We start from the raw sequence: 13,239 nt of genomic DNA, 5'->3' as shown, positions 1-13,239 counted from the left end.
TCAACAGACTGTGGACACTCGGTCGCGCCAGCCGCTGCTGACGACGGTCGTGCGCACGCTGGCGACGTCGGCCGGCGTGCTGGTGCTGTACTCGGTCGCGCCGCTGGACCGGCGGTTCGGGCCGGGGACGGTGGCGGCGCTGTTCGGGGCGCTGGTCGCGCTGGGCGCGCTCGTCGGGTGGCAGGCACGGGCGATCATGCGGTCGCCGTCGCCCCGGCTGCGGGCGGTGGAGGCGCTCACGACGTCCGTCGTGCTGTTCCTGGTGCTGTTCGCGGCGGCGTACCGGCTGATGGACAACGGCTCGCCGGGGTCGTTCAGCGAGCCGCTGACCAGGGTGGACGCGCTGTACTTCGCCGTCACGGTGTTCGCCTCGGTGGGGTTCGGGGACATCGTGCCGAGGACGCGGGCCGCGCGGATCCTGACGATGGTGCAGATGCTCGCCGATCTGGTGCTGCTCGGTGTGGCGGTGAAGGTGCTGCTGGAGGCGGTGCGGCAGGGCCTGGAGCGGCGAGAGCAGGGACCGGAGCAGGGGGAGCAGGGACCGGAGCAGGGGGAGCAGGGACCGGAGCAGGGCGAGCAGGCCCCGGAGCAGGGTGAGCGCGGCCGGTGACCGCCGCGCTAGGGAGATGTCCGGAATCGGCAAACGGTGACGTCCGGCAGGAGAAAGACGGGGGCGTCTCCTGCGGGGTTCACTCGCGGCACGAGCGAGGACCGCGAGTGGGAGGAGCCGTTCCGATGCCGGAAGCAGCCGGTTCTGAGTTCTGGAAGGACCTGAGGCCGATCGGGAACTCGCTGAAGCCCGACGCGCTGCCGGAGGTCTACCTGCCTAAGGTCGCCACCGACGACGACCGGTACTACGTGCCGTTCACCGAGACGGTCGGGTCGCGGCCGCTGTGGATCAACGTCAAGGACAACACCTGGTCGGACGTCCTGCGGGCGAAGCGGGCCGGGCTGGTCAACCGGCACTACCACCCGCACGAGGTGTTCGCCTACACGATCTCCGGCAAGTGGGGGTACCTGGAGCGCCCGTGGACGGCGACCGCCGGGGACTTCGTCTACGAGGCGCCCGGCGAGGGGCACACGCTGGTCGCCTACGAGTCCGGCGAGCCGATGAAGACGCTGTTCATCGTCAAGGGGCCGCTGGTCTGGCTGGACGAGAACGGCGACCCGGAGGGGTACTTCGACGTCCACGACTACATCGACATGTGCCGCACGCACTACGAGAAGGTTGGCCTCGGCGCCGATTACGTCAATTCCCTGTTCCGCTGACGACGTCGGACGACCCCGTTCGGCGGCGGACCCGACGTAGGCTCCTTCCAAGGAGACCCCTCGCGATCGGGAGACCCCATGCCGGCCGCCGCCCTCATGACCTCCACGGCCTCCACAGAGGACGTCGAGCCCCGCGAGCGCATCGGGTTCTGGGAGGACTACAACCGGCGGGCGCTGGTCGGGCTGTCCTGCACGTCCTACTCCGAGCGCGGGCTGGTCGCGCGGCAGACCAACTACCGGCTCGGGGACGTCCGGCTGGCCGACATCAGCGGCAACGCGCACGCGATCGAGCGGACCCCGCAGGTCGCGCGGTCGGCGCCCAAGGACTCGGTGTTCGCCTCGCTGCTGGTGAAGGGCGAGGCGGTCTTCCTGCACGAGCACGGCTGCCTCGCCGCGACGGCCGGCGACCTGGTCGTCTACGACACGCGGCGGCCCTACCTGTTCGGGTTCTCCTCGTCGATGCGGCAGTTCCTGGTGGACGTGCCGCGCGAGCTGTTCGTCCGCGAGTGCATGGCGGCCGGGGTGCCCGCGCCGATGCTGTTCGGGCGCGGGACGGCGCGCGAGGGCGAGCTGGTCGTGGGGCTGCGGTCGCTGCTGGAGAGCCCGGCCGCCGCCGATCCGCAGGGGGCGCGCGGCGCGGTCCTCGGCGTGCTGCGGATGCTGGCGGACGAGCGGTCCGGCGGGCGGCCCGCGCCCGCCGGGCACCGGAGCCGGCTGATCATCGCCGAGGACTACATCGACCGGCACCTGCACGACGCGTCGCTCGCGCCGGGCGAGGTCGCCCGGGTGGTGGGCGTGTCCGTCCGGCACCTCGGCCGGATCTTCGAGGCCGCGGGCACCACCCCGTCCCGGCACATCCTGGAGCGCCGCCTCCAGCGCGCGCACGAGGAGCTGACCGGCGGCGGGGCGGTCCGGACGACCATCGCGGACGTCGCGCACCGCTGGGGCTTCTCCAGCCAGGCGCAGTTCGCCCGGCACTTCCGCGCCCGGTTCGGCGTCACGCCGACCGGCGCCCGCGCGTGATCAGCCGCCGGGCAGCTCACCGAGCTCGACCTGGACGTCCTTCTTCGATCCGCTCGGCTCCTCGACCTGGACCTTCACGGTGGCGCCGGGCTTCAGGCCGGCGAGGACGGCGGCGAGCGCGGTCTGGTCGGGCGTCGCGGTGCCGTTGACGGCGAGGATCAGGTCGCCGGCCTTGATCCCGGCCTTGTCGGCGCCGGCCCCCTTGGTCACCTCCACCACCGCGACCGCGGACTGCTCGCCGCTGTTCGGGTCGACGATCGTCCGGACGGTGGCGCCGAGCGCGGCCCGCCCGGACTGCGACACCTTCCCGTTCTGGATCAGCTGCGGGGCGATCTTCTGCACGGTGCCGCTCGGCGCCGCGAACCCGATGCCGGCGGCGGCCCCGCCGATCTGCGGGTCGGACGCGGCGGCGGTCGGGATGCCGATGACCTTGCCGTCCAGCGTGACGAGCGCGCCGCCGCTGTTGCCGGGGTTGATCGGCGCGCTGGTCTGGATCGCGTCGCCGATCGTCGCACCGGGGAACGCGCCCTCCTGCTTGGTGGACACCGTCCGGTTCAGCGCGGAGACGATCCCGTTCGTCACGCTTCCCGCCAAGCCGAGCGGGTTGCCCATCGCGAGCACGATCTGCCCGACCCTGGCCTGGGTGGAGTCGCCGAACGAGGCGGGGCGCAGGTTCCCGCCGCTCGCCTTCACCACCGCGAGGTCGTCGGCCACGAAGGAACCGACGAGGCTGGCCTTCAGCGGGCTGCCGCCGCTGGAGGCCGTCACCCGGATCTGCTTCGCCCCCGCGACGACGTGCGCGTTCGTGACGATGTCGCCCTTGGTGTCGTAGACGACGCCGGACCCTTCGCCCTGGTCGGTCTCGATCTTCACGACGGAGGGCAGCACGGCCGCGACGACCTGCTCGTACTGCTGCTGGAGCTGCGCCCCGCCGGCGGTCGGGGACGGCGACGGCGCGGCGGCGGCCGTCCTCGCCCTGCGCTCCCCGCCTCCGCCGCCGCAGCCCGCCAGCAGCACTGCCGTCCCCGCCAGGATTCCCGCGACAAGCCTGATATTTCGGTCCACCAGAACTCCCCTCCCCCGACCCGGTCCTTCCCTTTTCCGCCGAGAAGGCACCCCCGACCTGCCACGACGTGACCGGTTTTCGGCGCCCCTTGTCCTCGCGCCCGCGATACCGCACGATCAAGATCGCCTTCGAGGGGAGACGGGTCCATGCGCGACGACATCGGCGGGGTCGACACCGGCGCCGGCGGCACCTGGGCGAGCGGCGACTACGCCCGCGTCGGCAACCGCTGGCTGCTGGTGAGCGAGCTGCTCTGCGAGACGGCCGGGATCCGGCCCGGCGAGCGCGTCCTCGACGTCGCCACCGGGACCGGGAACACCGCGCTGGCCGCCGCCCGCCGGTTCGCCGACGTGACCGGCGTCGACTACGTCCCCGCCCTGCTGGAGCAGGCGCGGGCCCGCGCCGCCGCCGAAGGCCTCGACGTGCGGTTCGAGGCCGGCGACGCGCTGGAGCTGCCGCACCCGGACGGCGCGTTCGACGTCGCGGTGTCGACGTTCGGCGTCCAGTACGTCCCGGACCAGGAGAGGGCGGCCGCCGAACTGCTCCGGGTGGTCCGGCCGGGCGGGCGCATCGCGCTGGCGAGCTGGTCGCCGGGCGGCTACCTCGGCGAGCTGCTCCGGCTCGTCGACCGGTACACCGCCGGGGCGTCCGGGGAGGCGGCGCCCACGCTGTGGGGCACCGCGAAGCACCTGGAGCGGCTGCTCGGGCCGCACGCGTCCGCGCTGGAGTGCACCGAGCGGCAGTGGCGGTTCCGGTTCCGCTCCCCCGCCGACATGATCGGTTACTTCCGGGCGCACTTCGGCCCGCTGAAGCTCGCGTTCGACGTCCTCGACGCCGCCGGGCGGGACGCGCTGACCACCGACCTCACCCGGCACATCGAGGCCGCCGGCACCGCGCCCGGCGGCACCGTCGAGGTCCCGTCCGCCTACCTGGAGGCGGTCGCCGTCCTTTCCCCCTGATCCCCGATCAGTCGCTGAGGTCGTTCTTGCCGAAGAACGGCGCGTAGCCGGACGGCAGCTGGCTCAGCAGATGGTTCAGCTCGCCGCCGGAGACGGTGCCCGCGACCGTGCTGAGGACGGCGTCGGCGTCCCATTCGGCCGTGCGCTCGGTGGCGCCGGTCATCCCCGCGACCCGGCGGCAGAACTCCGCCGAGCCGAACGACTCGGCCTGGCCGTGGCGGTCGCGCATCAGCTCGTCCAGCGGCTCGGGGAGCTGCGCCGCCAGATGGTCGGCGCCCTCCTCGGTGAGCCGGTCCCGCAGGACGGCGAGCACCGCCTCCGTGACGCGCTCGGCCTCCTCGCGGCCGCTGTAGTCCCCGTTGTCGCGGACCGTCGCGATGAACTGCCCGTACTTCATGGTCTGTCCCCTCTCCGGTCGCATGCGTCCGGTCCTCTCTGCCGGGGTGCCCGTGAACGCGGCCTCCATGCGGGGCGCGACGGGGTGGATCACCCGCCTCCTGACATGGATCCGGGCCCGCGGGTAGTGCAGTAAGGACGGGAGACCGGGCACGGAGGTGGACGTTGGCGCTGCGCATCGAGGACTACGGCATGCTGGGCGATCTCCAGACGGCCGCCCTCGTGGGCAAGGACGGCTCGATCGACTGGCTGTGCCTGCCGCGGTTCGACTCCCCGGCCTGCTTCGCCGCCCTGCTCGGCGACGACGCGGCCGGGTTCTGGCGGATCGCGCCCGCGTCCGGCGGGATGTGCGCGCGGCGCCGCTACCGCGGGGACACGCTGATCCTGGAAACGGAGTGGGAGACGCCGGACGGCACCGTCCGGCTGATCGACGCGATGCCGCCGCGCGGCGAGGCGGCGGACGTGGTCCGCGTCGTGGAGGGCGTCAGCGGGCGGGTGCCGATGCGCACGACGCTGCGCCTGCGGTTCGACTACGGCCGGATCGTGCCGTGGGTGCGGCACCTGGACGGCCAGTTCGAGGCGGTCGCGGGCCCCGACGCGGCGTGGCTGAAGACGCCGGTCCCGCTGGAGGGCCGCGACATGTCGACATTCGCCGAGTTCACGGTGGCGGAAGGGGACCGGGTCCCGTTCGTCCTGACCTACCGGCCGTCGCACGAGCCGCGCCCCCGCCGCGTCGACCCGGAGCAGGCGCTCCGCGACACCGAGGCGTTCTGGACGGAGTGGACGGGCCGCTTCCGCTACGACGGGCGGTGGGAGGACGCCGTCCGCCGCTCGCTGATCACGCTGAAGGGGCTGACCTACAAGCCGACCGGCGGGATCGTCGCCGCCGCGACCACGTCGCTGCCCGAGCAGCTCGGCGGCCCGCGCAACTGGGACTACCGGTACTGCTGGCTGCGCGACGCGACGTTCACCCTCCAGGCGCTGCTCGGCACCGGGTTCGCCGACGAGGCGCGGGACTGGCGGGAGTGGCTGCTGCGCGCCGTCGCCGGCGACCCCTCCGACCTGCAGATCATGTACGGCATCGACGGGACGCGCCGGCTGCCGGAGTACACCCTCGACTGGCTCGGCGGGTACGAGGGGTCCGCGCCGGTGCGGGTCGGCAACGCGGCGTCCGGCCAGTTCCAGCTGGACACCTGGGGCGAGGTGCTGCACGGCCTGCACCTCGGGCGGGAGGCCGGGATCGGGGCGGTCCAGAACGCCTGGGACGTGCAGAAGGCGTTGCTCGACTTCCTCGAGGGCCACTGGGACGACCCCGACAACGGCCTGTGGGAGGTGCGGGGCGAGCGCCGCCACTTCGTGCACTCCAAGGTGCTGGCGTGGGCGGGCGTCGACGCGGCCGTCCGGGGCGTCGAGAAGCACGGGCTGGACGGCCCGGCGGACCGGTGGCGGAAGCTGCGCGACCGGATCCACGCGGACGTGTGCGAGAACGGCTACGACGCCGACCAGGGCACGTTCACCCAGTTCTACGGGTCACGCGGGGTGGACGCGGCGCTGCTGCTGATCCCGCAGACCGGCTTCCTGCCGTGGGGCGACCCGCGCGTGGTGGGCACCGTGGACGCGGTGGAGCGCGAGCTGTACCGGGACGGGTTCGTGCTGCGCTACGACACGCGGGCCGACGGCGGCGTCGACGGCCTGCCGGGGTCGGAGGGCGCGTTCCTGGCCTGCACGTTCTGGTTCGCGGACGCGCTGGTCGGCATCGGCCGGCGCGAGCAGGCGACGGAGCTGTTCGAGCGGCTGCTGGGCCTGCGCAACGACCTCGGGCTGCTCAGCGAGGAGTACGACGTCGCGACGGGACGGCACGTCGGCAACACCCCGCAGGCGTACTCGCACGTCGGGCTCGTCAACACCGCCCGGCATCTGAGCGGCACCGCCGCGGCGGTGCGGACGTCCCGGGGACCGAACCGATAGAGGCAGAGCCGAAGGAGGACCGCACATGCGCGCCTTGACCGTCGTTCCGGGGCAGCAGGACTCGCTGGCCGTCCGGGACGTCCCCGATCCCGCGCCCGGCGACGGGGAACTGCTGGTGGACGGGCTGGCCGTCGGGGTCTGCGGCACCGACCGGGAGATCGCGTCCGGCGAGTACGGCTGGGCGCCGCCCGGCCATGACCGGCTGGTCATCGGGCACGAGTCGCTCGGCCGGGTGCGGCGGGCACCGTCCGGCAGCGGGTTCGCGGAGGGCGACCTGGTGGTGGGCGTGGTCCGGCGGCCCGACCCGGTGCCCTGCGGGGCCTGCGCGCACGGGCAGTTCGACATGTGCCGCAACGGGCGGTACACCGAGCGCGGCATCAAGGAGATCGACGGCTACGCGAGCCAGGCGTGGACGGTCAGGGCGGACTACGCGGTGAAACTGGACCCGCGGCTCGCCGACGTCGGCATGCTGATGGAGCCGACGACGGTCGTCGCGAAGGCGTGGGAGCAGGTCGAGAAGGTCGGGTCCCGCGCCTGGTACCAGCCGAAGACCGCGCTGGTCACCGGCGCCGGGCCGATCGGGCTGCTGGCCGCGCTGCTCGGCGTCCAGCGCGGGCTGGACGTGCACGTCCTCGACCAGGTCGTGGACGGCCCCAAGCCCGACCTGGTCAAGAGACTGGGCGCGACCTACCACAGCGGCGGGATGGACGCCGCCGTCGCGCACGCCAAGCCGGACATCGTCATCGAGGCCACCGGCGTCGGCCAACTGGTGTTCGGCGCGATGGCCTCGACCGGCGCCTACGGCGTCGTCTGCCTGACCGGGGTGTCGCCGACGGGCCGGAAGCTGACCGTGGACGCCGGGAGCATCAACCGGGAGATCGTGCTGGAGAACGACGCGATCGTCGGTTCGGTGAACGCCAACCTGGACCACTACGCGGCGGCGGCGGACGCCCTGGCCGAGGCCGATCTGGACTGGCTCGGCCGCCTGGTGTCGCGGCGCGTCCCGCTGGAGGGGTTCCAGGACGCGTTCACGCCGGACAAGGACGACGTGAAGGTCGTCATCACGCTGGACTGACCGCGCCGCGGGGCGGAACGGCCGTCCGGGGCCGGTCGTTCACGAGTGTCGCCAGGGGACGCACCTGAATGTCATTCTGGTCGGGACGAGGGCGGACGCGCGCCGCCCGCCGGCCCGCCCCCCGGAGCACGCATGACCGACAAGGAAGCCCTCCGCCGCAAGTACCGCACCGAACGCGACAAGCGCCTCCGCCCCGACGGCAACGCCCAGTACAAGCGGCTGACCGGCCGGTTCGCCCGCTACCTCACCGATCCGCACACGCCCGTCGCGCCGCGCGATCCGCGCACCGACCACGTCACCGTCGCGTTCGTCGGCGGCGGCTTCGCCGGGCTCGTCACCGGCGCCCGGCTGAAGGAGGCCGGCGTCGACGACGTCCGGATCGTCGAGAAGGGCGGCGACTTCGGCGGCACCTGGTACTGGAACCGCTACCCGGGCGCCCAGTGCGACACGGCGTCGATGGTCTACATGCCGCTGCTCGAAGAGACCGGGCACATGCCGACCGAGAAGTACGCGCACGGGCCGGAGATCCTGGAGCACTGCCGCCGCATCGGCAAGCAGTACGGCCTGTACGACAACGCGCTGTTCCACACCGAGGTCGAGGACCTGGAATGGGACGCGCCGCGGTCGCGGTGGATCGTCCGGACGAACCGCGGCGACGCGTTCACCGCGCAGTTCGTCGCCATGGGCACCGGCCCGCTGCACGTCCCGAAGCTGCCCGGCATCGACGGCATCGACGCGTTCGAGGGGCACTCCTTCCACACGAGCCGCTGGGACTACGCCTACACGGGCGGCGACCCGTCCGGCGCGCCCATGGACAGGCTGGCGGACCGGCGCGTCGCGATCATCGGGACGGGCGCGACGGCCGTCCAGTGCGTCCCGCATCTCGCGCGGGCCTGCAAGGAGCTGTACGTCTTCCAGCGGACGCCCTCGTCGGTCGACGTGCGGAACAACCACCCGATCGACCCAAAGTGGTTCGCGGAGATCGCGACGCCGGGCTGGCAGCGGCGCTGGCTGGAGAACTTCACCTCCAACCAGGCCGGCGGCACCGCCGAGATCGACCTCGTCATGGACGGCTGGACCGACCTCAGCCGCCGCATCCGCGCCCGGTACGCGGCGCTCGGGCCCGGCGAGGCGACGATCGAGAAGATGATGGAGGTCTACGAGGACTCCGACCACGAGAAGATGGAGGAGATCCGCGCCCGCGTGGACGCGATCGTCCAGGACCCGGAGACCGCGGGCGGGCTCAAGGCCTGGTATCGGCAGCTGTGCAAGCGGCCGTGCTTCCACGACGAGTACCTGCAGGCGTTCAACGTCCCCGGCACGCATCTGGTCGACACCGACGGCAGGGGCGTCGACCGCGTCACCCCGTCCGGCGTCGTCGCCGGCGGACGCGAGTACGCGGTCGACTGCGTGATCTACGCGTCCGGCTTCGAGGTCGGCACCGAGTACACCCGCCGCACCGGCTACGACATGACCGGCCGCGACGGGCTGAAGCTGTCGCGGTACTGGTCGCAGGGAATGCGCACCCTGCACGGCACCCACGTCCACGGGTTCCCGAACGCGTTCGTCGCGCAGCCCGCGCAGGGCGCGAACCTGATCTCCAACATCCCGCACAACCTCACCGAGGCCGGCGCGACGATCGCGGCGGTGATCCGGCACACCCTCGACCACGGGTTCACCGAGGTCGAGGTGACGCGGGCGGCCGAGGACGCCTGGCTCGACGTCCTCGGCCACGCAGCGCCGGCGATGCGGTTCCTGCCCGACTGCACGCCGGGCTACTACAACAACGAGGGCCAGGCGCCGTCGCCGTGGTCGCTGCTGAACGTCGGCTACCCGGCGGGCGCCACCGCCTACTTCTCCTACCTGGAGCGGTGGCGCTCGTCCGGGACGTTCGAGGGCCTGGAGTTCCGCTGACCCCTCAGTCGGCGACGAAGCGCATCCCGCCGCTGCGCCGGTCGTGCTCGCGCTGCCGCCGGACGACGTAGGTCCCCGGCGCGCAGCCCGACGCGCCGTGCTCGGGATGCAGCAGGTAGACCACCTCCGAGGCCTCGAACACGCCGATCGCGAGGCGGGTGTCGTCCAGCACGTTGACCGTCCAGCGGCAGGTGCCGGGCTCGGCGACCAGCGTGTGGGTGTTGCCGCCGGCCTCGGCGCGCAGCAGTTCGACGCCCTCGGGCGGCACATCCCGCCAGCGCGCGTTCGGGTGGGTGAAGCCGGGCCGTTCGGGCGGGACGGTCACGGACCGCGCGACGACGTGCAGCGGGACGACGATCAGGTCGCCCTGCGCCTGGAGCCCGTCGACGACGGGGATGCGCATCGACCGCTCCAGGTGGTCGAGCACGGTCACGCCCGTCTGGAGGGAAAGGGACTGGAGTGTCTGCGTCATGGTCATCACCTTCAGGTTCGGCGGGCGAGGAGGGAGTACTGCTCGGCGGACAGGCCGTACGTCCAGGCCGCCGCGGCGACCGGGTCGCGGATCGCGCCCGGCACGGTCAGCCCGTACCGGCGGCGGTGCCCGTCGCGCTCGACCGACCCGTTCACGGCCAGCAGCACGCGCGTCTCCGGCCGCAGGTCGTAGAGCCGCAGCTCGGAGCCGGGATTGCCGGGGTCGGGGGCGGCGGAGACGAGCCGCAGCCCGGCGCCCTCGATGTAGGCCGGCCAGCCGAGGTGCTCGATCGCGCACCGCCGGACCTCGACGTTCGTCTCGCGCTCGATGCGGTCCGGCGCCGGGTCGTCGATCACCCAGGACGGCACCGGCCTGCCGTGCCAGGCGTGCACGTCCCAGCCGTCCCGGTAGCGGATCGCCGGGCCGTCGGGGGCGTGCGGGCGGACCTCGCCGTCGTCGCCGCACACCTCGGTGCGGACGGCGACGGGCCGCTCGGACACCGTGCACACGTCCTCGTGCGGCCACCACCAGCCGGCCGACGACAGCGCCGCCCCCCACAGGTCGAGGTGCCGGACGTGCTCGGGCGCGAACGGCACGCCCGCGACCCGGCGCGCGACGTCGAAGTAGGCGATCCGGGAGACGCACAACCGGTCGTACCAGGTGCCCGCCGCGCGCTCCGGGTCGTGCGCCGAACGCGCGGCCAGGCCGAGCGTGCCGCGCACCGACGTGGCCAGCGAGAACTGCACCTGCTGCCGGAACAGGCCGGCCAGCCCGGAGCAGTGCCGCCTGATCTCCTCGTCGAGATCGAGGCGCAGCCGGGCCAAGGAGGCGCCGAGCGCGCGCACCGCGGGCCCGTCGAAGACGCCGGCGCCGCCGGCGCGCTGACGCATGCCGGGCGGGACGGTCTCGAAGGCGGCGAGCGGTGACGGGACCCAGTGGAAACGGGGTGGATCGAACCCGGCCAGCCGGTACAGGCCGGAGACGGCCGCTTCGGCGGCCGGACGGTCGGCGGGCCGCACGGACAGTGCCCGGCCCAGCCATTCCTCGCGGACGGCGGCAGCTTCCCGCTGCACGGCTCCGCTCATCGGATGCGGGCGGCAGCGCCCCTTTCATCGATCATGCCCGCATGCTGACAGACCCCCGCCCGGAATGTCCAGAGGGTTGCCTCAGTCCGCGTTCAAGGAAGGCCCAGGTTCGCCTCATAGACCGTCGGGTATGGGATTGTCGCGGCGCGGGTTTCTGGTGGGGACGGTGCTGGCCGGTGGGGCGGCGTTGGCGGGGGCGGCCGGAACGCTCGAACGCGGCGGCGGCCCCGATGCCGACGCCGATACCACCGCCGCCGAGCCGAGCGGCTACCTGACGCTGACGGGCACTCAGCCGCCCAAGGTGACCGTGCGCCGGACCGGCCAGGTCGCGCCGGGGCTGGTGTTCCTCGGGCCGTTCCGCGGGACGGACTACGCCGACGCCCTCATCGTCGACGACGACGGCGAACCGGTGTGGTTCCGCGGCTCGACCGACCTCGTCACGGACCTGCGCGTGCAGACCTACAAGGGCGAGCCGGCGCTCACCTACTGGGAGGGCGCGCGGCTCGTCGGCGGGCACGGCGCGGGCACCGGGATCCTCCTCGACCGGAGCTACCAGCAGATCGCCGAGGTCCGGGCGGGCGACGGCATGCAGGGCGACCTGCACGAGTTCCAGCTCACCGACCAGGGCACCGCGCTGCTCACCGCCTACCCCGAGGTCGTCGCGGACCTGCGGCCGATCGGCGGGCCCCGCGACGGGCACGTCTACGGCTGCCACGTCCAGGAGGTGGACGTGGAGACCGGCAAGGTGCTGCTCGACTGGAAGGCGCTCGACCACATCGGGATCGCCGAGACGAAGATGCCGATGACCAAGGACACCGACGGGACGAAGGGCAAGACGTTCGACCCGATCCACGTCAACTCGGTGCAGGCCCACGGCGACACGCTGCTGATCTCCGCGCGCGACACCTGCGCGCTGTACTCGGTCGACCGGCGGACCGGGGCGGTGCGGTGGCGGCTCGGCGGCAGGCGCAGCGACTTCGCGGTGGGCTCCCGCGCCGCGTTCGCCTGGCAGCACAACGCCCGCTGGCACGACGCCACCACGATCACGCTGTTCGACAACCACATCACCGACGTGGGCGACGGCGCGTCGCGCGGGGTCGTCCTGAAGATCGATGAGAAGGCCCGCAAGGCGACGCTGCTGCGGGAGTACACCGACGGCAAGACCTACGGCCAGTACATGGGCAACGTGCAGCTGCTCGAGAACGGCAACGCGGTCGTCGGCTACGGCTCAACGGCCATGGTGATCGAGTTCGGGCCGGACGGGCGCCCGGTCATGGAGATGACCGGGGCCGGCTCGTACCGGGCGTACCGGGCGCCCTGGTCGGCGCAGCCCAAGACCCTGCCGTCCGTCGCCATCGCGTCGGTGTCGGGCGGGCGGATGCGCGTGCACGCGAGCTGGAACGGCGCGACGGAGGTCGCGGCGTGGCGGTTCCTCACCGACGCGAACGCGGCCCGCTTCGCGCCCGCGGCGAGCGTCCGGCGGACCGGGTTCGAGACGGCCGCGACGATGCCGGTCGCGCCGCGCGTCGTCGCGGAGGCGCTCGGCGCGAACGGCCGGGTCCTCGCCCGGTCGGCCGTCCAGGCCGTGAGCGTCTGACCTCAGCCGCCGGGCGGCCGGTCCAGCGTGGAGTTCAGGGCCCGCAGCCGCTCCAGCTCGCGCCGGTCGCGCTTGGTGGGCCGCCCGGCGCCCCGGTCGCGGCGGCCGACCGGGATCAGCGCGTCGCGCGGCGGCGGGGGCGGGCTCTTGTCGATCAGGCACTGCGCCGCCTCGGGCGCCCCGACCCGCTTGCGGACGATCCTCTGCACGATCACGATCCGCTCCCGGCCGTCGTGCCGCAGCCGCACCTCGTCGCCGATCTTCACCGCGGTGGACGGCTTGGCGCGCTCGTCGTTCACCCGCACGTGCCCGCCGCGGCACGCGGTCGTCGCCATCGACCGGGTCTTCAGCAGCCGGACGGACCAGATCCACAGATCGACCCGCACCGTCCCCTCGTCCGCCATGCACCGGAGTCTAT

Annotated in this window: 13 protein-coding genes; 8 read left to right on the top strand and 5 right to left on the bottom strand. The window is 73.2% G+C overall.

All coding sequences use genetic code 11. The features are described from left to right. The first annotated feature begins 10 nt into the window (after positions 1 to 10). The 3 genes from ACA514_RS38700 to ACA514_RS38690 all read left to right on the top strand — a co-directional run bounded on the left by ACA514_RS38700 (position 11) and on the right by ACA514_RS38690 (position 2,292). Positions 11 to 610 carry a potassium channel family protein gene (locus ACA514_RS38700; RefSeq protein ID WP_375046270.1) on the top strand — a complete coding sequence of 200 codons (600 nt, stop codon included), beginning with the start codon at positions 11 to 13 and terminating at the stop codon, positions 608 to 610. Positions 611 to 735: 125 nt separating this feature from the next. After that, positions 736 to 1,269 (top strand): 2,4'-dihydroxyacetophenone dioxygenase family protein, encoded by a 534-nt coding sequence (locus ACA514_RS38695; protein WP_375046269.1) that lies wholly within the window; start codon positions 736 to 738, stop codon positions 1,267 to 1,269. A 78-nt stretch (positions 1,270 to 1,347) separates the two neighbouring features. Then, on the top strand, positions 1,348 to 2,292 hold the full coding sequence (locus ACA514_RS38690; RefSeq protein ID WP_375046268.1) for a helix-turn-helix domain-containing protein: 945 nt from the start codon (positions 1,348 to 1,350) through the stop codon (positions 2,290 to 2,292). On the opposite strand, the gene ACA514_RS38685 is transcribed toward ACA514_RS38690, so the two are convergent. After that, on the bottom strand, positions 2,293 to 3,357 hold the full coding sequence (locus ACA514_RS38685) for a S1C family serine protease (protein WP_375046267.1): 1,065 nt from the start codon (positions 3,355 to 3,357) through the stop codon (positions 2,293 to 2,295). A 147-nt stretch (positions 3,358 to 3,504) separates the two neighbouring features. Between ACA514_RS38685 and ACA514_RS38680 the strand changes: the two genes are divergently transcribed. Continuing rightward, the gene (locus ACA514_RS38680) at positions 3,505 to 4,314 is read left to right on the top strand and encodes a class I SAM-dependent methyltransferase (RefSeq protein WP_375046266.1); all 810 of its coding nucleotides are present in this window, start codon (positions 3,505 to 3,507) and stop codon (positions 4,312 to 4,314) included. 7 nt (positions 4,315 to 4,321) lie between these two features. On the opposite strand, the gene ACA514_RS38675 is transcribed toward ACA514_RS38680, so the two are convergent. Then, positions 4,322 to 4,711, bottom strand: coding sequence for a DUF2267 domain-containing protein (locus ACA514_RS38675; RefSeq protein ID WP_375046265.1), 390 nt, complete (start codon positions 4,709 to 4,711; stop codon positions 4,322 to 4,324). Positions 4,712 to 4,881: 170 nt separating this feature from the next. Here ACA514_RS38675 and ACA514_RS38670 point away from each other — a divergent pair, with 170 nt between their 5' ends. From ACA514_RS38670 to ACA514_RS38660, 3 genes are all read left to right on the top strand, one after another. After that, complete coding sequence (locus ACA514_RS38670; protein WP_375046323.1) at positions 4,882 to 6,678, top strand: glycoside hydrolase family 15 protein; 1,797 nt, start codon at positions 4,882 to 4,884, stop codon at positions 6,676 to 6,678. Between the two features lie 25 nt (positions 6,679 to 6,703). Then, entirely contained in the window at positions 6,704 to 7,753 is a 1,050-nt protein-coding gene (locus ACA514_RS38665; protein ID WP_375046264.1) for a glucose 1-dehydrogenase, read from the top strand. Positions 7,754 to 7,885: 132 nt separating this feature from the next. Next, the gene (locus tag ACA514_RS38660; protein WP_375046263.1) at positions 7,886 to 9,667 is read left to right on the top strand and encodes a flavin-containing monooxygenase; all 1,782 of its coding nucleotides are present in this window, start codon (positions 7,886 to 7,888) and stop codon (positions 9,665 to 9,667) included. A gap of 4 nt (positions 9,668 to 9,671) precedes the next feature. On the opposite strand, the gene ACA514_RS38655 is transcribed toward ACA514_RS38660, so the two are convergent. Together ACA514_RS38655 and ACA514_RS38650 are read right to left on the bottom strand one after the other, a co-directional pair. Continuing rightward, positions 9,672 to 10,139, bottom strand: coding sequence for a hypothetical protein (locus tag ACA514_RS38655; protein WP_375046262.1), 468 nt, complete (start codon positions 10,137 to 10,139; stop codon positions 9,672 to 9,674). 11 nt (positions 10,140 to 10,150) lie between these two features. Beyond that, entirely contained in the window at positions 10,151 to 11,212 is a 1,062-nt protein-coding gene (locus ACA514_RS38650) for a DUF6745 domain-containing protein (protein ID WP_375046261.1), read from the bottom strand. A gap of 142 nt (positions 11,213 to 11,354) precedes the next feature. Here ACA514_RS38650 and ACA514_RS38645 point away from each other — a divergent pair, with 142 nt between their 5' ends. Continuing rightward, positions 11,355 to 12,821 (top strand): arylsulfotransferase family protein, encoded by a 1,467-nt coding sequence (locus ACA514_RS38645; RefSeq protein ID WP_375046260.1) that lies wholly within the window; start codon positions 11,355 to 11,357, stop codon positions 12,819 to 12,821. 2 nt (positions 12,822 to 12,823) lie between these two features. Here the strand turns inward: ACA514_RS38645 and ACA514_RS38640 are convergent, their stop codons facing one another. Beyond that, positions 12,824 to 13,225, bottom strand: coding sequence for an RNA-binding S4 domain-containing protein (locus ACA514_RS38640; protein WP_375046259.1), 402 nt, complete (start codon positions 13,223 to 13,225; stop codon positions 12,824 to 12,826). Positions 13,226 to 13,239: the final 14 nt, after the last annotated feature.

This window comes from Actinomadura sp. NTSP31 (assembly GCF_041951385.1).
GTDB lineage: Bacteria > Actinomycetota > Actinomycetes > Streptosporangiales > Streptosporangiaceae > Spirillospora > Spirillospora napierensis.
The sequence above is the reverse complement of the archived record's forward strand: the minus strand, read 5'-3'. Positions and strand labels throughout refer to the sequence as shown.